General features: G+C 58.8%; 24 protein-coding genes and 2 pseudogenes. 14 read left to right on the top strand and 12 right to left on the bottom strand.

All coding sequences use genetic code 11. The features are described from left to right. Positions 1-572: 572 nt before the first annotated feature. From ACVWW6_RS28620 to ACVWW6_RS28610, 3 genes and pseudogenes are all read left to right on the top strand, one after another. A pseudogene (locus tag ACVWW6_RS28620) lies at positions 573-854 on the top strand (alpha/beta hydrolase); the annotation flags it as partial. 199 nt (positions 855-1,053) lie between these two features. Continuing rightward, entirely contained in the window at positions 1,054-1,500 is a 447-nt protein-coding gene (locus tag ACVWW6_RS28615; RefSeq protein WP_456681769.1) for a hypothetical protein, read from the top strand. 37 nt (positions 1,501-1,537) lie between these two features. Next, positions 1,538-1,780: a hypothetical protein gene (locus ACVWW6_RS28610; RefSeq protein WP_456681768.1), complete on the top strand. Its 243-nt coding sequence runs from the start codon at positions 1,538-1,540 to the stop codon at positions 1,778-1,780. A 734-nt stretch (positions 1,781-2,514) separates the two neighbouring features. On the opposite strand, the gene ACVWW6_RS28605 is transcribed toward ACVWW6_RS28610, so the two are convergent. Both ACVWW6_RS28605 and ACVWW6_RS28600 read right to left on the bottom strand, forming a co-directional pair. After that, on the bottom strand, positions 2,515-3,057 hold the full coding sequence (locus tag ACVWW6_RS28605; protein WP_456681767.1) for an ATP-dependent DNA ligase: 543 nt from the start codon (positions 3,055-3,057) through the stop codon (positions 2,515-2,517). A gap of 76 nt (positions 3,058-3,133) precedes the next feature. Next, on the bottom strand, positions 3,134-3,340 hold the full coding sequence (locus tag ACVWW6_RS28600) for a hypothetical protein (protein WP_456681766.1): 207 nt from the start codon (positions 3,338-3,340) through the stop codon (positions 3,134-3,136). 354 nt (positions 3,341-3,694) lie between these two features. On the opposite strand from ACVWW6_RS28600, the gene ACVWW6_RS28595 reads away from it, so the two are divergent. The 3 genes from ACVWW6_RS28595 to ACVWW6_RS28585 all read left to right on the top strand — a co-directional run bounded on the left by ACVWW6_RS28595 (position 3,695) and on the right by ACVWW6_RS28585 (position 5,113). Next, the gene (locus ACVWW6_RS28595; protein ID WP_038967406.1) at positions 3,695-3,961 is read left to right on the top strand and encodes a hypothetical protein; all 267 of its coding nucleotides are present in this window, start codon (positions 3,695-3,697) and stop codon (positions 3,959-3,961) included. A 227-nt stretch (positions 3,962-4,188) separates the two neighbouring features. Continuing rightward, complete coding sequence (locus tag ACVWW6_RS28590; RefSeq protein WP_304553540.1) at positions 4,189-4,428, top strand: hypothetical protein; 240 nt, start codon at positions 4,189-4,191, stop codon at positions 4,426-4,428. A 454-nt stretch (positions 4,429-4,882) separates the two neighbouring features. After that, complete coding sequence (locus tag ACVWW6_RS28585; protein WP_304553541.1) at positions 4,883-5,113, top strand: DUF6894 family protein; 231 nt, start codon at positions 4,883-4,885, stop codon at positions 5,111-5,113. Positions 5,114-5,628: 515 nt separating this feature from the next. Here the strand turns inward: ACVWW6_RS28585 and ACVWW6_RS28580 are convergent. After that, positions 5,629-5,877 (bottom strand): hypothetical protein, encoded by a 249-nt coding sequence (locus ACVWW6_RS28580; protein ID WP_304553542.1) that lies wholly within the window; start codon positions 5,875-5,877, stop codon positions 5,629-5,631. Positions 5,878-6,194: 317 nt separating this feature from the next. Here ACVWW6_RS28580 and ACVWW6_RS28575 point away from each other — a divergent pair, with 317 nt between their 5' ends. Next, on the top strand, positions 6,195-6,524 hold the full coding sequence (locus tag ACVWW6_RS28575; protein ID WP_038967404.1) for a hypothetical protein: 330 nt from the start codon (positions 6,195-6,197) through the stop codon (positions 6,522-6,524). 645 nt (positions 6,525-7,169) lie between these two features. Here ACVWW6_RS28575 and ACVWW6_RS28570 read toward each other — a convergent pair. Beyond that, complete coding sequence (locus tag ACVWW6_RS28570; RefSeq protein WP_456681765.1) at positions 7,170-7,406, bottom strand: hypothetical protein; 237 nt, start codon at positions 7,404-7,406, stop codon at positions 7,170-7,172. 257 nt (positions 7,407-7,663) lie between these two features. Between ACVWW6_RS28570 and ACVWW6_RS28565 the strand changes: the two genes are divergently transcribed. Together ACVWW6_RS28565 and ACVWW6_RS28560 are read left to right on the top strand one after the other, a co-directional pair. After that, positions 7,664-8,188, top strand: coding sequence for a hypothetical protein (locus ACVWW6_RS28565; protein WP_162494101.1), 525 nt, complete (start codon positions 7,664-7,666; stop codon positions 8,186-8,188). Between the two features lie 431 nt (positions 8,189-8,619). Further along, positions 8,620-8,877: a hypothetical protein gene (locus ACVWW6_RS28560; protein WP_082901090.1), complete on the top strand. Its 258-nt coding sequence runs from the start codon at positions 8,620-8,622 to the stop codon at positions 8,875-8,877. A gap of 624 nt (positions 8,878-9,501) precedes the next feature. Here ACVWW6_RS28560 and ACVWW6_RS28555 read toward each other — a convergent pair. Further along, on the bottom strand, positions 9,502-10,566 hold the full coding sequence (locus ACVWW6_RS28555) for an IS110-like element ISBj4 family transposase (RefSeq protein ID WP_011087397.1): 1,065 nt from the start codon (positions 10,564-10,566) through the stop codon (positions 9,502-9,504). Between the two features lie 183 nt (positions 10,567-10,749). On the opposite strand from ACVWW6_RS28555, the gene ACVWW6_RS28550 reads away from it, so the two are divergent. Both ACVWW6_RS28550 and ACVWW6_RS28545 read left to right on the top strand, forming a co-directional pair. After that, positions 10,750-12,510, top strand: a complete 1,761-nt coding sequence (locus ACVWW6_RS28550) for a sensor histidine kinase (protein ID WP_304553543.1) — start codon at positions 10,750-10,752, stop codon at positions 12,508-12,510. After that, the gene (locus tag ACVWW6_RS28545; RefSeq protein ID WP_342714476.1) at positions 12,473-12,595 is read left to right on the top strand and encodes an ATP-binding protein; all 123 of its coding nucleotides are present in this window, start codon (positions 12,473-12,475) and stop codon (positions 12,593-12,595) included. Before ACVWW6_RS28550 ends, ACVWW6_RS28545 begins: the two co-directional genes overlap by 38 nt. A 186-nt stretch (positions 12,596-12,781) precedes the next feature. Here the strand turns inward: ACVWW6_RS28545 and ACVWW6_RS28540 are convergent, their stop codons facing one another. Both ACVWW6_RS28540 and ACVWW6_RS28535 read right to left on the bottom strand, forming a co-directional pair. Then, the gene (locus ACVWW6_RS28540) at positions 12,782-12,940 is read right to left on the bottom strand and encodes a hypothetical protein (RefSeq protein ID WP_157839484.1); all 159 of its coding nucleotides are present in this window, start codon (positions 12,938-12,940) and stop codon (positions 12,782-12,784) included. A gap of 333 nt (positions 12,941-13,273) precedes the next feature. After that, complete coding sequence (locus ACVWW6_RS28535; protein ID WP_011087399.1) at positions 13,274-13,483, bottom strand: hypothetical protein; 210 nt, start codon at positions 13,481-13,483, stop codon at positions 13,274-13,276. 184 nt (positions 13,484-13,667) lie between these two features. On the opposite strand from ACVWW6_RS28535, the gene ACVWW6_RS28530 reads away from it, so the two are divergent. Then, complete coding sequence (locus ACVWW6_RS28530; RefSeq protein ID WP_304553545.1) at positions 13,668-14,090, top strand: hypothetical protein; 423 nt, start codon at positions 13,668-13,670, stop codon at positions 14,088-14,090. Between the two features lie 325 nt (positions 14,091-14,415). After that, positions 14,416-14,751, top strand: a complete 336-nt coding sequence (locus tag ACVWW6_RS28525; RefSeq protein ID WP_028175781.1) for a hypothetical protein — start codon at positions 14,416-14,418, stop codon at positions 14,749-14,751. A gap of 510 nt (positions 14,752-15,261) precedes the next feature. Here ACVWW6_RS28525 and ACVWW6_RS28520 read toward each other — a convergent pair. Beyond that, positions 15,262-15,411: a helix-turn-helix domain-containing protein gene (locus ACVWW6_RS28520; protein WP_236842252.1), complete on the bottom strand. Its 150-nt coding sequence runs from the start codon at positions 15,409-15,411 to the stop codon at positions 15,262-15,264. Between the two features lie 413 nt (positions 15,412-15,824). Here ACVWW6_RS28520 and ACVWW6_RS28515 point away from each other — a divergent pair. Next, positions 15,825-16,551 (top strand): annotated as a pseudogene (locus tag ACVWW6_RS28515) (IS3 family transposase); the annotation flags it as partial. A gap of 292 nt (positions 16,552-16,843) precedes the next feature. On the opposite strand, the gene ACVWW6_RS28510 reads toward ACVWW6_RS28515, so the two are convergent. The 4 genes from ACVWW6_RS28510 to gpmI all read right to left on the bottom strand — a co-directional run bounded on the left by ACVWW6_RS28510 (position 16,844) and on the right by gpmI (position 21,187). Beyond that, positions 16,844-17,050 carry a cold-shock protein gene (locus ACVWW6_RS28510; protein WP_304553547.1) on the bottom strand — a complete coding sequence of 69 codons (207 nt, stop codon included), beginning with the start codon at positions 17,048-17,050 and terminating at the stop codon, positions 16,844-16,846. A 515-nt stretch (positions 17,051-17,565) separates the two neighbouring features. Next, positions 17,566-18,387 (bottom strand): universal stress protein, encoded by an 822-nt coding sequence (locus ACVWW6_RS28505; protein WP_456681764.1) that lies wholly within the window; start codon positions 18,385-18,387, stop codon positions 17,566-17,568. Positions 18,388-18,700: 313 nt separating this feature from the next. Beyond that, positions 18,701-19,129 (bottom strand): universal stress protein, encoded by a 429-nt coding sequence (locus ACVWW6_RS28500; protein ID WP_456681763.1) that lies wholly within the window; start codon positions 19,127-19,129, stop codon positions 18,701-18,703. Between the two features lie 534 nt (positions 19,130-19,663). Continuing rightward, positions 19,664-21,187: a 2,3-bisphosphoglycerate-independent phosphoglycerate mutase gene (gene gpmI, locus ACVWW6_RS28495; protein ID WP_304553548.1), complete on the bottom strand. Its 1,524-nt coding sequence runs from the start codon at positions 21,185-21,187 to the stop codon at positions 19,664-19,666. Positions 21,188-21,264 lie beyond the last annotated feature (77 nt).

Here is a 21,264-nt window from a genome sequence, read left to right as displayed (position 1 = left end):
GGCGACCCCGACGGTTGACAATTTTTGATAGCGAGTTGGCAAACCCGGTTCGTGGCCTGTTCTCAATGTCGGGACGTCTGTCAAACACGAGCAGACACGTCGCTGGACATCCAATTTCGCGTAATGAACCTTATGCGAAGGACCCTCCGTTTTCATCTCAAGCGGCGTGTGGCTGTCGTACGCGTTTAACTTTGGCACTGGCGCATTTTGATTTTGGCACGGGCTTCCTTTGGCAACATTGCCCCTTTCCGTTTGGGCGGCCCCGAGAGCTGTCCTGGTGGCGTTGGAAGCCGAGACTGAAGTTTGACACTGACGTCAGACCGGCCCGTTACTGAACTCTGGCACCGCGCGAAGCGGGCGGTCATCGCGCAGCCAGTGCTTGGAGCCGAGCCGGTCCGTCGCGTGCGATGCCCACGCCGCGATGGCAATCGTGCGGTATCTCGCGGCGAGCGACCGCGTGGCCCGAGTAGGTGTTGACCCGAACCCTGCTCTTCTATCCCTGTTCGACTTTGAAGCGCCGGCGTTCGCCCCCGGAGAGATCTGGGGAGGCTATGGGAAGCTAAGTCCGCTGGATCGCACGGTCAGTTACCGTGCGATCGGAGCTTCGGATCCTTCACGGCACGGGAGGCGACGAGAACGATCTTCTGCGGCTCGGCGCCATGATCTCGCCTGGCTCCCCTCTCCTCTCGCCCCGCGGTCGCGTTCTGGAGAACGGAATGCCGCGGTTTTTGCGCCGCCTGGCGGAGGGCGTCTTCGACGAGGAGGACGTACGGGATCGTGCGCTCGAGCTCGGCGACTTCATTCAGCAGGCCCGTGAACAGTACGGCATCAGCGCACCTATTGCGGTCGGGTACCGATTTGTCGACGCCGTCGTGATCCGCGGTCTTGACGAACAATGGCGTGACGCAGCTCAGCAGCACGAACTTCGAGACGCGAGCGGAGCCGTGTCGGGCAACGTAGCGGGCGATGTCTCCGCCGCCCATCGACGGCGATGACGCCGAGCTTGACCGCGCGGAAGCGGCATTGCGTGCGGCACAGGACCGTAGCGCCACCTTGAAGGCTGCCCTCACCGAAGTCGATCAGCAGCTGGAGGCCCTTGAGCGTACTAAGGCCGAGATCGCGGACCGCAAGGTGCGTGCTGAGACCGCCGCCGAGATCGAACTGCTCGTTCGCGAGCTGACCCAGGTCGGCGCGGAATTCAATAGCATCGCCGCGCGCCTCTCCGAGCACACGGCTCGTGCGGTCCCGCTGGTGTTCGACGCGCTCGGGCTCGACAAGTTCATGGCGATCTGTCGCGCGGAGGTCCCTGCGGCGTTGGAACTGGTCAGCAAACTGTTGCGTGCGCATGCCGATGCCGTGGTTGCTGGTACGGCATCGGCCGAGCTGCCGCGTCCCGACGACGGATCGGCCCAGGTGCCTGCGCCTGCTCAGCCGCCGAAGGAGCCACACTTCAAATATTCTCCCGTGAAGCAGTCCCTCAAGGGCCTCATCGCGCGATGAGCACGTTGGAGCCCACTCACGAGCGGGAGGTGACCTCATGAAATTTGCGCCCCCCGGCGGCGAGCCGTACAAGATCATGAACCGGCTCGATGGCTGGATTGGCCGCGATCCGTCTCGCATCCCGAACTCGGTGGCGGCGGAGATGGGGGCAGCGCTGCCCCATTGGGCCGCTCTGAGATCGACCGCATTCGGACCCGAGACCGTGCGCCAGCTGGCTTACGAGCGAAAGAAGAAGGTTCGCATTGCGTGGCGGCGGCGGTTCGGGCTGTTGACGCGATGATTGTCATTCTCGGCGAACAAGAGGCAACGTCACAAACGGCGTAAGATCCCGCTGCGAAGCAGCCAGCTCGTCCGGTTCAGCGAGCTGGCCGCAGAACTGGCGGCCATCAGCCTTCAGGCCGAATGTGATCACCCCGATGAAGCAGCCTTGTCATAGTCTGCACCAAGATCGGATGGTGTAATCGGCGATATCAATGATCGGAAGGCCCGGCGGAGGTACCCGTGCCTGACGATCTTGAAAGGCCCCGACGTGCAACATCGTCGGGGCCTTTCTGCTTTGCGGGCTGACTGGGTTCGTAGCGCTGCGCTAGATTTAAAAGCCGCTTTTTGATGAAAGGGTCAGCTTGCTCTGCGAGTTCACGCAATACTTTCGCACGTTGCCTATTGAATTCGTCATCCAACATAGTCGGCCCCATAAATAATATGAGATCGCGGGAAAGCCCGAATATTCTCCTGCGTGACTAAATACGAACGGCCGGGCGTTACAGAAAGACCATCTACAGACGGTCTTTCTGTAGGCGCCGGATAAATGCGCGCGGCTTCTTCCCCGCCGATCAGCCAATTTGCGCGCAGATTATCTACGCAGGTCAGGCTTATCGTGTGAAGCCGAAACCACGGCGCAAATCATGGAACAAGAGAAGAGTTGCTTGCGTGCAACATGCTGGTGCTGCCAACTTGTTTGTTCGCGACCTCACAGCTCCCGTTCCATCGCGGGGTGACTGCGGTTTTTTACCTTTACCCAATGCTTGCTCCGGCCCGCCTATAAGGCCGGTCGCGACGCTTCGATACCAATCCTTCAAGACCCATGTCGCACGCGGCGCGGAATAGGTCAGGTCCAAGCTCGCCACGCTCAAAGGGATTAACGAGAACGCCTTCAGGATGCCGCGCCAGCAGGCGCTCCAAGTTCGTCTTCCGCATCGACAACGGGAGCATGCGGAGATCGTCACCACCTTCAGCAAGAATATCAAAGGCGCAGAACTGCACCTCATGATCGTACTTGCGCGAGTGAAGCGCATTAAAATCTGAGATTCCATCGACGCCGAGCACGACCGCTTCGCCATCGAGCACGAATTGCTTCTGGCGGACCTTGCGAGCGGCCTCGACGATCCAAGGATAGCGAGTGGCCCAGTTGTACCCGCCGCGCGTGATCAGGCGCACGCGGTCGCCATCGCGCTCCAGACGGAGGCGATAGCCGTCGTACTTTACTTCATGAAGCCAATCGGGGCCGTCCGGGACCGAAATGCCCTTGCTCGGCAGGCAAAACTCAAATGAACGCATGCGGGAAAAATAGGCATTCGATGCCTGATTGCGAGATGGAGCTTAGGGCAACCCGCTCAAGCGGCGCCACACATTATTACGGCCTGGGCGGCAGATCAGGAACGATGTCGCTGCCCGCGCTCTCACCGATAGCCTGCTCCACTGCGGATGCGAGCACTGCAAGGTGTTCAGCCAGTTTGGCAAACAGTTCGCGCTTTTTTGGGTCAGTCGCTAAGTCGCGAATAAGGGCGCACTCAGCGGTATCTCGCTGTAGCTTCTCCAGTTGGGCCTGCATGTCTTTCATTTGCGGCCTCGATGTTCCAGTGAGGGAACATTACAAATACCTGTTCCGGCTCACAAGTGAACAGAGCGCGCTATCGCCGACTGGGACTAGCCTCCAATTGCATGGCACCTCATCAGGCGCCAGCCGTCGGACCGCTTGGCCCCGCACTTGTCCCCTCCAGCCCCAAGGGGTCAGGCTGGCCCGATGGAGCTTTGCGCAGCATCAGAGTGAGAGCATCCCATCTCGGACAGACTGGACGCGTAGCCGAACAACCTGTTGTCAGGCTGCTGAGGTTATGAGGCCCGGGCTCCTAGACACACCGGGCCTTGCCTTACCTCAATCGCAACGCCCAAGATGCGGACAGGGAGGCCCGACATGTCCGTTGAAGATTATGCCGACGATCTCAGCGCAACTGTGCACTACGCGCTGGAGACAACCCGTGCCGTCGCCGTCTGCCCCTTCCACTCTGAAGTCACCATCCGCGTCGGCGACGATGCAGCCGAAAGCCACGCCTTCGAGCGCGCCAAGAGGATCGTTAGGAGCGATGGCACGAATTGGGAGACGCAAGACCTCAGACAAGAATTCGCGCGGCAGCTCAGCAAGGCAGCAGATGGGGAGTGCCCACGCTGCGCTCAACATTGAACGGCCCGGGCAGCGCATTTTCGACACTTCCTTCGCCTCAGCCACAGTTCCAGAATTAACTTGCAGCACGAACATCAAGCTTAATTCCAGACCGTGATTGCGGCCGCGCGCTAGAGGACTAGGTTTGCGCACACCGGATATTGCCCTTTCCGGTACACCCCATCGAAGTCGCCGCACCATTATACTCGGTGCAGCGACTTCGAACTGGATAGTCGCGCGAGCGTCACTTGAGAGAGCAGCCGGACTACGAAACGCTTGATCTCGTAGAGATGCGTCGCCAGCTTACGGCGCTCCGTTCAAAATACTCGGACAATCTTTTGATTACTTCGCTGTTGAACCGCTTCTTCGTGAAAGTCGCGTTTCTGGTGAAGCCGACTGACCTGGCGCACGAGCAGTATCTCAAATCGCAATTCGAGCGAACGTTGACAAAGGTCAAAGAGATTGCTGCACGGAGGAAATCTGACTGAAGCCACCTCAACACGTGGCTCTGGACCCCGGTTGACTTCCTGCTCGATCTGAGAGGTGTCCTAATCTGCGGAACCGTTGACTTGGCTCAATGGCGATCTTCAATTCGGCCGAAGCATCGTCCCATGCGCAGGCCCTGCCCCCAAAAGCCGGTCAAGAAGCCCAAGCCGTCCCGGTTAGAGGAAGCGCGGCGGATCGTCGAGGAGTACACAAAGGACCTGCGCGAGGTCATCAAGAAACTAGCTCGGAAGCTGCACTGAGGGTTTCGTCTCTCAGGTAGCTCCCCTGGCGCCATTAAAATGTGCCCCCAGCGGAGCGGGGGGCAAGAAACTGGGCCGTCAGTCCCGACTGCCAAGCCGAGACGGGTTCGCACGTGACAGTGGCTGACCTCACCCGGTTTGCGGCCACCTGAGTAGTCGCCATAGGAACAGAATCCGCCGTAGCGCATTACCGCGCATGCCGAGATACTTCTTTCACATCACGCACGAGCGCACCGAGATCGACCGCGAGGGCGAGGAGCTTCCTGACAAGCATGCAGCGTGGAAGGAGGCCACAGTCACGGCCGGGCAGATGCTCCAAGGCATTGACGGGAAACTGGTGCCGGGCCGAGACTGGCGGATGGAAGTGACCGACGAGTTTCAGAACATGCTTTACGTTCTGCACATTCGAGCAGAGAAGCCAAAGTGATCTGACCGGTGAGACGTTAAACCTTTGCCGACCGAAATTTTAGGTGGATGTGCACGTTCGCGCTCGGCGTGACTTCCCCACCGGCGGTTTAGTCGGGGCTCCGCCCGCGTGTTACACTGCGAAGCGCGGGCGCCGCGACATCAAAGCGCTTTCTTCCGAATTTCGGTCGTTCGAGACAATTCATTAGCATTAGCGTGGCTTGCTGTGAGCGTGCCGATTACCGCTGATTACGGCACACGGAATGGGAATGTCGGCCCCGGCTGTTTCTCCCAACCTGCGGCTGGGGCCGATTTGAACTTGCGCTGCATCGTTCAACCCGGTCCACAACCATGTTTAGAGGCATTGCTATCGCGCTATTTGGGCTGACCATTCTTTCGCAGATCGATCAGGCGCTCTTTTACGGCCGAAATACAGACGCTGCGTTCAGGCTTGTGCGGGAGATTAGTCGCAGTTTCGGGCTGTAGGGCCGCCGCCCTGCTCTCAACGGATCAGCGCCTACGCGCGTCGAGCGACGGCTACTTCCTCAACAGTATTCCCATCGTTCGCGCCATTCGCCTCACCGACCCGGCATGGCGGCCCAGCTCGGTGGCTATCTTCGATACGCCAACGCCCTGCCGGGCGAGCCTGACCAAACGTCGGACTTCCTGCTCGGCCCATTGCTTTGGCTTCGGTGCTTTCATGGCGCGGCGCTCAGAACCTGCCGACCACTTAACCAGCGCGCCCAGTTGCCAACGCTTGGGAAATTTACGGGTGGTGCCTGCCACCACGCGGCTCAACGGTACGGCGGATTTGGCGCTCGCGAGAGGGGCGTATGCGGCGTCCCGATTATTGCGTGAACTCTATTGGGGGGTCGGATCGGCGCACGGACAGTTGGCGTCGCGGGCGTAAGTAGGTCCGCTATGAAGGGTAGATCGGACCTGCCGCATGCTAACGCCCGACCGCCGCTTTTGACCCATAGCGGGCGTCGCCGACCCCGACAGCTTTTCGTCACGCCGACGTGACAATTCCTGCAGGAAATATATTTCCAGACGTCCGGTCCAGGTGCAGAATGGCATCGTGGGGAGTGGGATTAAGGGGGCCGATGCAACAGTTCGTCGCTAAAGCCAACGTAGATCACTACATCGGGCTCCTGACCGGCAGTGATCTGACGTTTAACAGCCAAATGGCCATAACCAGGCTATTGATCGCCGAACTGGATAAGCTCGCGCACGATCAGGAACATCTCGAATTTGCGGAGAAAAGAGCCGCAGATGGACGTGATCGGGTTAAGCGCATGACGGAGATGCGCGATGGTCATCCCTTCGGCACAACGGAGCGCGAACAAGCGGAGCGGCTACTCGTAAACTGCGAAAACTTGCAGACTGTGCTGGAAGATTTCTGTAATCGCTTGCGCGAGAGGGGCAGCCGTTAAGCGTATTCCGACCCCCGTTTTTAATGCAGATCAACATGTAATCATTTCCTGGCGGCTTTCTTGCTGCGCGAGCAAATACCGCCGAGACCCCTATTGGCCCGCATGGGAGCACCACCTCATGAGGTTGAGCAGGTGCTCCAAAGGGGTCAGACATGAGAGAAAAAGGAACCACCCAAGAAGCCTCCTGCCCAAGAGGAGCACGAGTGGGCTGAAGGACCTTCGAGAGATGGTCCGCGAGGACATCGAGGAGCAGCGCGAGTTCATCCGGAAGATTCGGAAGAAGATGCATTGAAGCCGTCTGGAGTCCGTATCTTGCCCGTGTGAGACATGCCAGGGCGATCTGACGATGTCCGCACACCGAGACAGACCGGAAGAGAACGGCACGCGATCAAAGCGACGCGATTGACCCATACCGAAAGGTCGACCGGTCAAGTGCGAAGATACTTGATCAGGGCAGCGATCCCGAGCACCAGAAAAACAAGGAGAAGAACCCAGCCGATTGCCATCCCGCCCATCATTGCGAACGACATATAATCCATCATGTTGTTCATCGTGACACGTGGAAGGCGTGCGGAGACGCAGCTGTCCGCTTAGAGGAATTGGCGCACGATCAAATCGACGCAAATAATCCGAAGCGACGTTCTCTCAACGACCATGCGGAACGACAGTCTTCGGGCCACCGCGATAGGCGTGGGGCTTGTTGGCTTTAACTCTAGGCGCGTAGATATCGACTCCCTGCGCGTAGATATCGCCTCCGCTGCTCATTTGCTGCGTCGGGGGCGGAACAGACGATTTCGGGCCGCCTTGGTATTGCTGTGCCATGGCGGACACAGTCAGGAATGGCGTTATGAGTGCGACGGCAAGGATGTATTTGGTAGCCATGATTTTTCTCCCGCTTTTACTCGAAAGTGCCTCTGGTAGGTTACAGCTCTTGTTGCATTGATCTTCATCAAAGCGGCGTGAGACTGCCGCGTTTTTAGGCTTCAGCGAAATTGCTTTCCCGTTACACAAGGGTAAGCCGCGTCACCCATTTCAAGAAAACTTATTTAAATCAGCTCTTTAGCTGGTCACCTCGGCTGGTGGCACGCGATTTGCGATGCGTGCCGTAGGATTGATCCGATGCTGCCGGGGAAATGGACATGCGAGCGTGCCTGATTGCTGTCGTTGTATCGACGGCACTAAGCGTTACATCGGCTTCCGCGACCGTAATTATCAGCGCCGACATCGGCGGAAAGATGCGGGACTACACGACGCGCTTCCAGCAGGTTCGCGACTCCGGCGAGTCCGTCGTCATTGCCGGCACATGCGTTTCCGCCTGCACGATGGTGCTCGGATTGGTGCCGAGCGACCGAATCTGCGTCACCCCTGACGCGGTGCTTGGTTTCCATGCGGCATGGATGTTCGATAGCTCCGGCAAACGTGTCGTCAGCGCATCCGGGACACAGGACCTGATGCAGACCTATCCAGCTGCTGTGCGCGCCTGGATTGCACGGCACGGCGGGTTGACCCCAAAAATGATGTACCTACGCGGTCGTGATCTCGCCGCCATTGTTGCGCCCTGCAATAGCTCGCGCATGGCATCTGTTTCACGCGCGAAGCGCTTCGGCGAACTTCACCAACTTGATGATACAAATACGCCTCGCGCCAGTTTTGACGGGCACTGAGTAACTATCCATCGCACTGGCTTGCTCATTAGTCCTTGCGTCCTCGGTCAAGGGACGTGAGCGAGAGCCGAGGATATCACGCGGGCATCGGGTTCATGTCCGGTTGTGGCCCGAATGCGAAGTCCGGACCCGCTTTTGTGTTGTCCGGTTATCGGGATAGACCGGACGCGGTTGGCCGGGCGCCCGACCGACGCGAATGACCCGCAACGGACATTGCAGCTGCCTAGCCCGTGGTTTGTCGTGCTTTGATTGGAAAGCGTCTAGCGGTAGTTCTGACGGCGGACGTCGCCGGCTGCAGCCGCATGATGGCAAACCATCCTTTGATCTAGGTCAACGTCAGCGATCCCTTGGCGCTCACGCTATTTTTAGCCGCACCTGATGAGGCGGCTTCCGTCACCTTCAGTGACGCAAGCGCGAAGAGGAGGTCCGCCATGCGGAGGCGTCTTTCGATCAAGTCAGCGACTGTTACCGGGATTGCTGCCAGCGCCTTGTTAGGGCTTGCAGGTCTCACTCTCAATCCAGCCCCAGCCAAGGCGGTCGTGTACTGCCAGTACGTTGAATATCCGAGCGGCTGCGTTGCCCGGGCAGGCGTCGTGCTCAGGCCTCGTCCGGTGGCGCGCGCTGCGGTCCGTCATAACGCCGGTGGCAATTTAAATGGTGGCGTCAATCGCGTAGGGGTGCGGCGGTAAGGCACTTTTTGCGGGGCACGACCTTGGCGCGGCACACGGCAAGCCAGGTTCGTATCCGTTTACGTTTTTATCATCAGCAATTCGCCTGTTCGCAGAGGACGGAAGCCACAAAAGGGACGAGCCGAGCCCGTCTAACGATGCTCGTTGTTCGGGGGAGACGGACGTGGCTGGCGGAAGGTAAAACCGGCCCGATTGACCGGCCGTGCGTAGCAAGAGGTTCGTCGATCAGGTGGTGTGGTCTTGCATCAATGTATCCGGCCTTTGGTTGGAGCATTTTCTCCGGGCCATCATGGATATCAGCGCGCGTGCGTTCTCATTAGCGGACAGGCCTCGATTGGGCCATTTGGGTCACCAGTGTTCGCATGCGCCGGGAAGACCGAACCTCCATCTCGTCTCATCCTCTCGCAGACCTCGGCTGGAACCTGTTGATGGGGTTACGTCATCGCTTGCTCCTCCTACCTCGCAGTTCCTGTGTTCGAGCCAGGGGCCGTTCCTTCGTCCCGGCCCGCAGGACGTGCGTCGCGTCGCGCGCACGGGCGGTCAAGGCCGGCCGTTGCGCTTGGCTTGCGGCTGGCTCCGGCGTTGCCAGGCCGCGCCTTGACCGCGCCGAGCACGGCGCGACGATCAAGCGGGTCGGACGCCTGCATCGTTGGTCCTTGTCAGCTCGAAGGCGCGTCCTTTAGCCAGCACCGCCCAGGCGATGCGGGCAAGCTTGTTGGCGAGTGCGATCGCCAGCACGTTGTGGTGCAATCGCTTCTTGGCGGCTTCGATCCAGGATCTGAGTCCGTAACGTTCCCAGTTCTTGATCCTGACCAGCACCACCCATGCCGCCTGGACGAACAGAACGCGGAGGTAGCGATTGCCGCGCCTTGAGATTTTGCCGAGGATCGTGCGGTCTCCCGTCGAGATCTGCTTGGGCACCAGCCCGAGCCAGGCGCCGAAGTCACGGCCTTTGGAGAAGACGTCTCCAGTGCCGATCGCGGCCACCATGGCGCTCGAAATGATCGGCCCGATGCCAGGCACCGTCATCAGGCGCGAACATGCCTGATCTTGACGGGCCAGTGCTTCGATCTCGCCGGAGAGCCTATCGATGCGCTGATCCAGCCGACGCCAGTCGCCTGCCAACTCCTCGATGACACACAACATGCGTGGCGACAGGGCATCGGTGCGCGTCGCAAGGATGGTGGGCAGTTCTGTGCGCAGGAAGCCGATACCCTGGCGCACCGCGATCCCGCGTTCCAGCATGAAGGCGCGAATCTGGTTGATGATGCCGGTGCGTTGCGACACCAGCCGCTCGCGCACCCGATGCAGCGCCTGCAGATCCAGTTGCTCCGCGGTCTTGGTCGCCACGAACTTCATCGTCGGGCGCTGCACGGCTTCGGCAATCGCTTCGGCGTCATTGAAGTCGTTCTTCGGTCCTTTGCTATAAGGGCGGACATATTTGGCCGGCATCAACCTGGCATCGTGACCTAACGATGCGAGTTTGCGGCTCAAATGATGTGCGCCGACGCAGGCTTCCATGCCGATCAGGCAAGGCGGCATATTGGCGAGCCGCGCCTCGACCTGGCCACGCGACCACTTTTGCCGCAGCACGACGGTGCCGCGCGTATCGTGGCCCACGACGTGGAACGAGTTTTTGCCGATATCGATGCCGATCACGGCGATCGCGGTACTGGGTGTCTGGGACATGGCGTGCTCCTTGTCTTGGCGCCCCTGGCCAGCTTATCGCTGGCGGGGCAGGAGCACGGCCGGACCATCCCATTAGCGGACGTCTCCCGGCCGGGCCGTGCGTTCGAGTGGATCTTGTAACCGAGTCAACATCTGCGAGCTTTGCCGACGATACCGGCTATACCGCGCATTCGGCTTGCGTTCATGAATCGTATTTCAGGCGCTTTGGGACTTGTTGTTTTTCTCCTCGCTGTATCGCCTGAAGCGGTCGTTTCGGCGAGCGATAATAAACAAGTCATGTTGCTGCATTCGTTCGGCACCGAGATGAGGCCTTGGAGCGACTATTATCAAGGCATTCGGGAAGAGCTGAAAAGGCAATCGCCTTGGCTTCTTGATATTACGGACCATTCCCTCATTTCAGCTCGCCACAATAATAGTAATCCGGACATTCCGTTCGTTGACTACCTCACCGCTCTATTTGCCGAAAAACCTCCCGACGTGATTGTAAGCATCGGCGCGCCAGCGGCGAACTTTGTGCAGCAATACCGCGACCGGCTATTCACTTCTACCCCGATGGTGCTTACCACCCTCGAGCAACGTCGCGTCCAATACGTCACACTTACGCAGAACGACGCTGTCGTACCTATTCGGATAAACTACAAGGCCCTTTTGGAGAACATCCTGAGGGTGCTGCCTGACACCAAAAACGTCGCAATCGTGAACGGCACGTCTCCCAACGAGCGCTTCTGGTCGGACGCAATTCGTAAGGAAGCGACGCCCTTAGCTGACCGCGTCGAACTAACATTCTGGGACAATCTGTCATTCGAAGACATACTGAAAGAGGCTGCTCGTCTCGCACCACACTCCGCAATCTTGTGGGAGGGAATGAATGTCGATGCGCAAGGAGTTGTGCACGAAGGCGATGAAGCTTTCAGGAGACTTCATGCGATCTCGAATGCACCCATTTTTGGTTACACTGAACCACTCATCGGACAAGGCGCTGTTGGCGGCCCCTTCAACGCAGTGCATGATACGAGCCTCGCCACAGCCGCCGCTGTGATTCGCATCCTCAGAGGTGACAGGGCTGGCGATATCAGGATCCCTCCCCTGGAGTTTTCGACGCCACGATTTGACTGGCGTGAGATGCAGCGCTGGCGGATTGCTGAAGACCGCTTGCCTCCAGGAAGCGAGATTTACTTTCGTGATCGGACCTCGTGGGAGCGATATCGTGGGCAAATCGCACTCGTCTGCGCGATCATACTGTTTCAGAGCGCAACGATTTGGGCTCTACTGTTGGAGCGCCGCCGCCGTCAGTATTTTCAAATTGAGGCGAGCCGTCGTTCAGCAGAACTTGCTCATCTTAACCGCTATTCGACGGCCGGCGAACTTACTGCGTCGATAGCGCACGGAATTAATCAGCCGCTTGGGGCTATTCTAACCAACGCCGAGACGCTGCAACTGATGCTCAAATCACCAGCGCCAGACCTAAGAGATATCAGCGAAGTCGTCGATGACATACACCGCGATAACAAGCGGGCGTCTGAAGTAATCCTGCGCCTGCGCAACTTGCTCAAGAAGGCGCCGTCCAAAGTCACCAGTGCTGACTTGAACGACATTGTACGCGATACGGTCCAAATGCTTTCTCCATACGCAGCTATGAGGAAATGTGATCTTAATAGCGTGAATTGTTCCGAGCTGTTGCCGTTCAAGGGCGATCAAGTCCAAATTCAGCAGATCCTCGTAAACCTAATCGTAAACGCAGCTGACGCAATGGAAAACGTTCCTCGCGCGGATCGAAAGGTAACAATCTCGACGGCGCGTGACGGCAATTTTGGCGAGGTTTCAGTGTCAGATGTCGGTGCAGGCATCGACCCTGACCAACTCAAGGAGATATTCAACCCGTTTTTTTTCGACAAAGCCTCACGGCATGGGAATGGGTTTGGCCATTGCCCGCACAATTGTTGAAGCTCATAACGGGCGCATCGGGGCGGAGAACAAAATTGACGGCGGTGCGACTTTTCGTTTGAGATTACCTCTCTCGGGACGGTGAACAGCGAATTGCGGATGCTCGGCATCGGCCCCGACCGAATTCTAGCTCGAAACGATGCAACTTCCGCAGGTGGCCCGTCGCTTCCGTTGTCGTGGTGCAGCGGTATGTCTGAAGTTGAGGGTAGATCGGACGTGGCTGGCCAACTGCAAGAATGGCGAGATTGACCCATCTGCGACACGGGCAGGTTCAGCCGACCAGCTGGCAGTGCCCGCTGATGACAGTACCGTCGCGTTTATGCGCCTTAAGCGTGCCGTCGACGCGGTTGATGAAACCTTGCCAGACAGCGGTCGGGTCGAACAGATGTTGCCAAATGTTGCCGAGCGTAAGCGCCGTCTCAAAGAACAAGTGCGTATCCGTGACGTGGACGGCCAAATTGCTTCCGAATGTCCGAGAGTGCATCGTCCCCTCGTCCAGATTAACGGTGACCTGTTCCCCGTTATGTAGACCGAGTTGCGCTCGCTACCCGTAAGGCCCCGCGCCCAGCATTTCAGATCGATCGTCTCGGCATGTGCAGCCGTTGCAGCTAGCAGCGCTGCGACGATGATGGTTGCTTTCGGCTTCACAGTTATCTCGTCGCTTTGTAGCGGCCCTGCCGGGGGTTCGGACACGGCAGGACATTCGATGACTTTGCCGAAATTTCGGTGTCGCCTTCGAAGGATGTGCAGAGGACTCAGTCGTTCAGAGGTGAGCACGCGGCAATAGCCATCCCATGATCTTCTCATGCGGATCGCGACGACTGCGGACGAATGCTTTCTCGTTCTGCTGAGCGGCGGTCCTGGCGAATTCAGAAATCCCCTCCATAGACTGCCGTTTATCCTTCGGAAGCTTCGCCCATTGGCGAATGATCTTCCGGCGGGCTTCGCGTTGCTTTTCCCTTACGTCATGCATCGGTACGCTCCTTGAAGTGGATTGTTCCGGTTCGGCCTACTATGGTTTGGGCTCACTAGAACTTCAACGTCCAATCAAGAACTCTTAGCCCCTCTGGTCGTGCAGCGCTATACACGGGAGCTAGTCTCATATTGGCTTTGCAGGCCGGCCGCCCTAGAATTGCGGCGATCGCAGGACGGGCGAAATGCAGTACGTTTGCGACGCGCCGAAGGGTAAGACCTGGTTCCGTATCGAGACGGAAGGTGAAGCGGCGCATGAGTCGCGCCTGATGAGCCACACAGTCGAGAAATATTTCTGCCGCGAGCGGGAGAAGGCAGTCCAGTCCTGGCGTCCGGAGCGGCCCAACGCGATCGAGCGCGACATCGGCCTCGAGGCCCATGTACAGCGAGAGATGCCGCTTTTCCTCACGTTGCGCGACAGGGACGGCAATGCACTGACTACAGCGATGCTGCCACCGGGTGGCAAGGATCGCGGCGGGTTCCGGATCATCATCGTTGCCGCATCCAATGCCGATCCTTATCCTCAGCAGGAAGCGGCCATCGCTGCGCTGGGAGCGCATTTCGGTCTCACACTCGATCGCAACCGCTGCTTCCCCTACGGCCGCTAAGGAGCCTGACAAGTACCGCCGCTTGATTGGAGCGATGTCGGCTCATGGCCCTTTGCTGCCCACCACCTCAAACGCCGTGATGTCGGCTTTAGGACTGAGAGCGGCCCAAGGTAAGACAGCGCCGCGATGCCCGTTGTTGACCCGAACCGGATGTCAGGAGGAGCGAGGCTTGAGTTGATCCAGATCAACACAGCCAGTGACGTTCTGCGTGATCGAATATTGTTTGCAGTACCGAATTGGCCGAGTGGCTCTTTGTTTTTGCGCCGTTCATTTTGATCACTGGTGCTTACGCTGGTCTCTCCAACCTCTGTCCGGTGCACGTGTGATGAACAGCATCCAACCAGCCTTCAGCGAAGGCTCTGCGAGCGAAACTGCGCGGAGAATCGACTCTGTCGCGTGGGCCGCGTTCTTCATTTGGGTAGGCATCGCCATGCTAATGGGGGTGCCGTGGGACTGGTTTCTTGTGGGCGTCGGCGTCCTCACTCTAGCGGCGCAGTTTTTCCACTGGAGCATGGACAATAAGGTTGACCTGTTCTGGATTGCCTGCGGCGTAGCTTTTCTCGCAGGAGGCGTGTGGATGCTTCTGCAGTTTCCCTGGCCGTTGGCACCGATATTGATCATCCTGCTCGGAATAGTGTTGCTCAGCAAAGCCCTTCGCTGAGCCAGAGCGACGATAGATGATGGCATTTCTGCGAAGTGGCGCGCTACGTCGAAGATGTCCGACGACGGCTTGCGCTTCGTACCACCGCAACGAGGCAGCCGCATATCCGCCTATACCGGCGACTTGAGGAGGAGAAGAATGAGGACAAGCGGGCCCTCATCCGAACGCTCCTAGCCGAAGAAGAAGCCAGAGACGTCCCCGCAACTCCGCGTGGGACACTCACGACAATCCAAAAGCAACAATAACCTTCGCGGCTAGATGGGAGTCACCTTTCCCTGTCCGCACAGAACCTCGCCGCGCGGCCCCTCCGGGCGGAGTTTGCTTCTGAGAGGTTGCTTACGTCGGCCGAGACGTACACCGAGTTTTGCCCCCATGCGGAATACCGAGATTGAGCCAGCCGTGCGGTCGGGGACGGCCCCGGCGCGCAGTTACAACTCGAATTTCGACTCGGCAGAGATGCTGAGCGGCGGCGCGAAACGCCGCCCCATCTTGATTACATGCGTTCGGACTCTACCTCGCTCGCTGTGCTCGCGCGAACACTTCGGAGGGAAGCTCCCCGAACATTTGCCGGAAATCACCGGCGAAATGGCCCAGATTGCCGAAACCGCATTTGAAAGCGATTTGGGAAACGGAAGTTTTCGGATTCCCTTCCAGGAGCATCTGCCTTGCACGTCGCAAGCGCACGGTTTTTGCAAATCTCATCGGCGAGTATGCCCGCGAAATCGAGGTGCATGTAAACATCGGCGCCCAAAGACCGTTCCAGGATCGTTGAAGCCTCCGGGAATAGCGCAACCTCCGAAGCCCCCTCCACGACCAGCACGCCACGGCCAAGGATCGCCTCGGCGAATTGCCGGCGTTCGGTCTTGAAACTCTTCGTCTTGAAGTCCCCCAGGTCGATGGGCGCGCCTTCCAGCACGCCGTTCGGCTGACGGGAAAGGATCACGATGTCCTGGAGCTCAAACTGCTCGATCACATAAGGCGAATGCGAGGCCGATCGTCGCGGCAGCCGCGATGGCGCTCTCTTCGGTCAGCGTGGTGGGCAACGCGCTGCGGCTCCGGACGTTGCCGGTCTGATGCTGATGCGGCGCGAGGGGCTGGTCATGAACCACAAGAAGTTCCGACGTCTCTATCGCGAAGAACGACTGCAAGTCCGCCGGCGTGGCGGACGCAAACGGGCACTCGGCACCAGGGCGCCGCTGGCAATCCCGCAAGGCGCCAACCAGCGCTGGAGCCTCGACTTCCTGTCGGATGCGTTCGCCGACGGTTCCGCATTCTGGCTGTGGTCGACGACTTCACCCGCGAAATGCCTGGCGCTCGTCGCCGATACCTCGCTGCCGGGCCTGCGGGTCGTACGTGAGCTCGATGTCATCATCGCCTGGCGTGGCCGGCCGGCGTTGTGCCTGTCCGACAACGGCACCGAGCTGACCGGCATGGCCGTGCTGCGCTTTCAGCCAGGAAAGGCAGATCGACTGGCACTACATCGCGCCCCGCAAACCGACTCAGAATGCCTTCATCGAGAGTTTCAACGCGCGCCTGCGCGACGAACTTCTCAATGAGACACTGTTCACTTCGCTCGCACAGGCTTGAGCCGTGCTGGCGGCCTGGAAAGATGACTACAACAACGCCAGACCGCACAGCGCCTTGGGCAATCTCACTCCGACTGAATACGCCAAACGCAACGCTCCCCGGCCGCAACGGGGCGGGACGCTGCGCTATGCCGAGGGCTCCGCGCCCCACCCCGTTGCTTCACCGAGCCCCATGGGCTCATATTCAAGCAGGACTCCTCCCATTGCTGGATGAAGCGAGGGGCTCAGACCAACGGGGAGAATGGCAACGTGCTGCCTGACATTTCGTTTCGAAGTCTTTCCTGCTTCGAATTGCCGACGCCGAGGGAGCAAGCCTCCGGCAGTCAGGCGTCCGGACGCCCGATGTGCCCTATACGGCCTCGGTAGAGCACCTGACAAAGATTTATTTGAATAGCGACGCAAAAACGCGTCCAGGAGCTAGAATGGCAAAAATCAAACGGTCCCAGCGGGTGAACGTACTGGGTCCGTTCCGAGGTAAGCGCCCAACTGAAGCTTGGAGCCGAAGATCAGGCGCGCAGATTTTCCGCGCTGCTCTTACCACGCTTCGCATCGACTTTGACTTCATAAGAAATTTTCTGCCCCTCACGCAAGTCTGAGAGCCCGGCGCGCTCGACTGCGCTTATGTGGACAAAAACATCTTGGCCGCCGTCGTCCGGCTGAATGAATCCAAATCCCTTTGTCGCATTGAACCACTTCACAACACCTGTCGCCAAGTTCGTCTCCTCCTATTTAAGCAATAACGTAAGATCAGTGCAACTCAGCGCTACCTGCCTCGCTGATGGATGTCGAAAATGTCTCCGTTATCGACATTGTCTCTTATTTCTTCGAACTCTGCCGAATAACCTCGTCTGTTTCAGTCGTGAAGGATTCCACGGCCGCTCGGCGCCGCGTTGACAGAGATCAAGCTGAACTCGTGGCCAGCCAGCGGTCGGCCTACACTTTCCGCTGCGCGAATTTCTCAGCTAGTGCATCTTCCCGTAGCCTTGGCTGGCTGGTGGCTACTCTGGTCGCCAATGTGTTCCTACAACTGCTAACACAATATGGACCTTGCGCGGGCCAGCCATTTGGTATCGCTACGCCTGGCCTGGTCTCAGCTGCCGCTGCTGCTCTGTTAGCTTTTAGGAGAGGTACTTTTCTCGGCCGGCGCCGTGATGCCCGTACATACTTCAGATTCGTACCCCGGGCACCATGAAACGAACTTCGCCGTCCATCGGCCGCCGGCGCGGATTCAATGTGACATCAGTAGGCAGAATGGCGCTTCGGTAAGGAGACCACGCGTCATACCTCCGAACATCCATTCGCCTAAACGGCTGTGGCCGTACCCTCCAGTTACGATCAGATCCGCCCCCCCATCGCTTGCTAGCCGGATAAGCTGATGTGCGTGAGTCTCCGCCATTTGAACGCGAACCTCGGTTCGGCATTTCACTCCGTGGGCCTGCAAATATTTGGCGACATCGCGAAGTCTCCGGTGGGCCGCATCCTGCTCATCCGACGTGCAGATTTCGATGATCGTTACTTCTGCAGCCTCGGTGAGGAACGGAAGCGCATCCCGAACTGCGATGCGAGCTTCTCGGGTATCCTTCCAGCCAACGACGACGTGGTCGGCCCGCAGCTCCGAGACATGTTCCGGAACAAAGAGTGTCGGACGCCCCATTTGAAGCATCGCCTCGGCGGGATCAACATGATGGTATGGGTCCATCCCGTCTTGGTCACGCTTCACGACCACTAGGTCCGCCGACCTTGCCTCTTCCGCCAGAAACACGGTCGGGTACTGGACTGTCCAGCGCCACTCGACTCTCTCCTGCTGAAGGCCAACGATGCTCCGAAACCACTGTTCCTTGTCAACCAGAATGGACTTCATCCGCTCCAGATCGGCTGCGGTCGTTTGTTGGATGACGACGCCTTCCGCAACAAAGGTCGGCTCAACCTCAAGGGCGGAGACCCCGACGAGGGATGCTCCGAACTTGTTTGCCACGCCACGCGCCACGCGCACCTGGCCCTCTGCTTGCTGGGTGGGATCAACGTAAACCATCACTGTGGCGATGGACATCAACCTTCTCCACTCGATGATGTAACCTCGCACCAGCCTCGCAGAATGCGGTTGACACAGATCAAGTTCGGATCACCGCAGCTGGATATGAAATCCGAGGTGTTTTGCGGGCCCAAAGGAAGGCATCTCCAACGTGCCAGAGAGTTCGCTCGAACTTCCAGCCGGCCTGCAACGCAGCCTCGGACTTCCGTTTCTCGTGCTCTACGGCACCGAACGTCCTGATGGGTCAAACGAGCGGCCGCGCACATACGATTAGTTGTCGAGAGGCCCACCTGCTACCTCATTGCGAAGCCGGTCCAGCTGAACCTAGACTTCAGTGCCGCACCACCAACACCGAGCATTTAGCGTAGCGCACCACATGGCTCGCGTTAGAGCCAAGGAGATAGGTACGCATCGCGGGTCGATGCGACGTCATCGCGATCAGGTCGGCGCGGATGGCTGCGGCTTCCTCAAGAATTTCGTGGTAAATGCCGCCCTGCCGTACAACAATCGAAATCCGCGACGGCTCGATGCCGGATTCACGCGCCACGATAGCGAGGGCTTCTTCGGAAGTCTGGCGCTGCTGGGCGTCGAAATCGGTCGGCACATATTCGGCAAGCGTCGCCGACGTCATCGGCAGCACATAGAGCAGGCGCACCGTGCTCTTCCAGGTATTAACGAGCGTTGCCGCAACAGAAATTGCAGGCTTCGCCAGATGATCTGTGTCGGCGAGATCGATTGGCACCAGGATGGACTTGAACATCGCGCCTCACCGGGGACCATCAAATCCAAATCACGCCATGCGAACTGGCGTGGTGGTCAGGGTTGGATCACGTTTGCTGCGGGTGGGTGCCTTTCCTCGAGCGGCGAACGACAAGCACTCCAGTGTCAGTGGCGCCGCTTCAAGCGTGCATCTTTCCGCGCACACACCTGCTGCTCAAGGTTTGCCGCCCAAGCCTCGTCTACAGATTGTCGAAATTGGAGCGGTACAATTTCCTGCATGAAGATTTCAATCGATGGGACGAGCATCTCGTTACAGCTTGCCCCGATGCTATGGCTCACCGCCGTCGGTCTTTATTCGTCGTCGAAAAGCGTCTGCCGGCTACCCGCACCACGACCGGTCTTACGTCTTGATAGAGGTCCCAAACATGAGCGCCGAAAAGACCGACACTCGCCAAAGCCAGCGAAATCACGATCATCACTGCCTCCTCCTGTTGCTAACCGAATGAGTAGCAGAGGAGGTCGGCTCTCGAAATTTCGGTCATTTGCTTAAGTGGTTTCCCGGAGGAGAGGCCCCTCAAGCCGGCTGCAGAAGCGAAGTCCCGCTCATCTCCACCGGCTTCGGCAAGCCCATCAATTCCAGCAACGTAGGCGCGACATCCGCAAGCCGTCCTTGCGCTAGCGACGTATCGCCAGCGCCGGCCAGCAGGACTGGCACGGGATTTGTCGTGTGGGAGGTGTGGGGACCACCAGTTTCCGGGTCCCTCATCAGCTCGCAATTGCCATGGTCAGCGGTGACAAGCAAAACGCCGCCGGCCTTTCGTATTGCTTCTGCGAGGCGGCCCAATCCCGTATCGACAGTCTCGACAGCCTTGATCGCTGCCGGCAGGTTGCCGGTGTGACCGACCATGTCGGGGTTGGCATAATTCAGCACGATCAGGTCGTACCTGCCGGAGCCAATCGCATCCACTGCCTTGTCAGTTAGTTCGGCAGCAGACATTTCCGGTTGCAGATCATAGGTGTCAACTTTAGGAGACGGAACCATGATACGGTCCTCGCCCGGATACTGGACCTCTCTACCGCCGTTAAAGAAGTAGGTGACGTGTGCATACTTCTCAGTCTCAGCCATACGCAACTGCGTGCGGCCCGCGTCGGCCACCACCTGACCCAAGACGTTTGGAAGGCTCTGGGGCGGAAAGATTGTCTGCATGAACGCATCCAGTTCCTCACTATATTGCGTCATGCCAACTGCGGCGGCGAGCTGCACGGTTTGCCCGCGCGGGAAACTTGAGAACCTGGAATCGAGGAAAGCTGAAAGAATCTCGCGCACGCGGTCGGCGCGAAAGTTGAAGCAAAGCACGCCGTCTCCGTCCCGCATGCCACGATAGTCGCCGACGACCGCAGGCAACACGAACTCATCGCCGGTATCGTTCGCATAAGCAGCGGTGATCACCGCGAGAGGATCGGGAAAGCGTGGCCCTTCCGCTTTCACGATCGCGTCATAGGCTTTGACTACGCGCTCCCAGCGATGGTCGCGATCCATGGCATAGTATCGCCCAGAAACCGTCACGCTCGGGACGGAGGGCGGCAGCGCCGCGCTCAGGTGCGAAATATCCCCAATTGCGGACCGCGGCGGGGTGTCACGGCCGTCGGTAATCAGATGCAAGACTGCAGACACACCGGCCTCGGTGAGTATCTTCGCAAGCGCTACTGCGTGATCCTGATGCGAGTGCACGCCCCCTGCGGAGATCAAGCCCAGGAGGTGACAGGTGCCGCCGGTCTGCCGCAGCCGGTCGATCAGGCCGATGAGCGCGGCCGCATGTTTGATCTCGCCGTCGGCAATCGCCGCGCTGATGCGCGGCAGGTCCTGCATCACGACGCGCCCGGCGCCAATGTTGAGATGCCCGACCTCAGAATTACCCATTTGCCCTTGCGGCAGCCCGACATCCCGGCCCGACGTTCGCAGGAGGGCATGCGGGCAGCTACCCCATAGAAGGTCGAAATTGGGAGTTCGCGCCTGACGAACGGCATTGTCAGCGACCTCGTCTCGCCAACCCCAGCCGTCCAAAACGACCAGCATCACGGATCGGCGCTTGTGCATCTCTTAAGCCCTCTCGCTTACCCGACGTGACCGATCGAAAGGGGATGAGATGCTATCTGTCGGCGTGTCGCGAACTT

The organism is Bradyrhizobium sp. USDA 3311 (assembly GCF_054062495.1).
Note: the sequence above shows the minus strand (reverse complement) of the source record. Positions and strands in the feature narration are given on the sequence as shown.

What these genes read in the sequence shown, in the direction of transcription:
- ACVWW6_RS28610 (WP_456681768.1), top strand. Translation starts at nt 1,538, where the DNA reads ATGAAATTTGCGCCCCCCGGCGGCGAGCCGTACAAGATCATGAACCGG.
- ACVWW6_RS28605 (WP_456681767.1), bottom strand. Translation starts at nt 3,057, where the DNA reads ATGCGTTCATTTGAGTTTTGCCTGCCGAGCAAGGGCATTTCGGTCCCG.
- ACVWW6_RS28600 (WP_456681766.1), bottom strand. Translation starts at nt 3,340, where the DNA reads ATGAAAGACATGCAGGCCCAACTGGAGAAGCTACAGCGAGATACCGCT.
- ACVWW6_RS28595 (WP_038967406.1), top strand. Translation starts at nt 3,695, where the DNA reads ATGTCCGTTGAAGATTATGCCGACGATCTCAGCGCAACTGTGCACTAC.
- ACVWW6_RS28585 (WP_304553541.1), top strand. Translation starts at nt 4,883, where the DNA reads ATGCCGAGATACTTCTTTCACATCACGCACGAGCGCACCGAGATCGAC.
- ACVWW6_RS28575 (WP_038967404.1), top strand. Translation starts at nt 6,195, where the DNA reads ATGCAACAGTTCGTCGCTAAAGCCAACGTAGATCACTACATCGGGCTC.
- ACVWW6_RS28570 (WP_456681765.1), bottom strand. Translation starts at nt 7,406, where the DNA reads ATGGCTACCAAATACATCCTTGCCGTCGCACTCATAACGCCATTCCTG.
- ACVWW6_RS28565 (WP_162494101.1), top strand. Translation starts at nt 7,664, where the DNA reads ATGCGAGCGTGCCTGATTGCTGTCGTTGTATCGACGGCACTAAGCGTT.
- ACVWW6_RS28560 (WP_082901090.1), top strand. Translation starts at nt 8,620, where the DNA reads ATGCGGAGGCGTCTTTCGATCAAGTCAGCGACTGTTACCGGGATTGCT.
- ACVWW6_RS28555 (WP_011087397.1), bottom strand. Translation starts at nt 10,566, where the DNA reads ATGTCCCAGACACCCAGTACCGCGATCGCCGTGATCGGCATCGATATC.
- ACVWW6_RS28550 (WP_304553543.1), top strand. Translation starts at nt 10,750, where the DNA reads ATGAATCGTATTTCAGGCGCTTTGGGACTTGTTGTTTTTCTCCTCGCT.
- ACVWW6_RS28545 (WP_342714476.1), top strand. Translation starts at nt 12,473, where the DNA reads ATGGGAATGGGTTTGGCCATTGCCCGCACAATTGTTGAAGCTCATAAC.
- ACVWW6_RS28535 (WP_011087399.1), bottom strand. Translation starts at nt 13,483, where the DNA reads ATGCATGACGTAAGGGAAAAGCAACGCGAAGCCCGCCGGAAGATCATT.
- ACVWW6_RS28530 (WP_304553545.1), top strand. Translation starts at nt 13,668, where the DNA reads ATGCAGTACGTTTGCGACGCGCCGAAGGGTAAGACCTGGTTCCGTATC.
- ACVWW6_RS28525 (WP_028175781.1), top strand. Translation starts at nt 14,416, where the DNA reads ATGAACAGCATCCAACCAGCCTTCAGCGAAGGCTCTGCGAGCGAAACT.
- ACVWW6_RS28520 (WP_236842252.1), bottom strand. Translation starts at nt 15,411, where the DNA reads ATGCTCCTGGAAGGGAATCCGAAAACTTCCGTTTCCCAAATCGCTTTC.
- ACVWW6_RS28505 (WP_456681764.1), bottom strand. Translation starts at nt 18,387, where the DNA reads ATGTCCATCGCCACAGTGATGGTTTACGTTGATCCCACCCAGCAAGCA.
- ACVWW6_RS28500 (WP_456681763.1), bottom strand. Translation starts at nt 19,129, where the DNA reads ATGTTCAAGTCCATCCTGGTGCCAATCGATCTCGCCGACACAGATCAT.
- gpmI (WP_304553548.1), bottom strand. Translation starts at nt 21,187, where the DNA reads ATGCACAAGCGCCGATCCGTGATGCTGGTCGTTTTGGACGGCTGGGGT.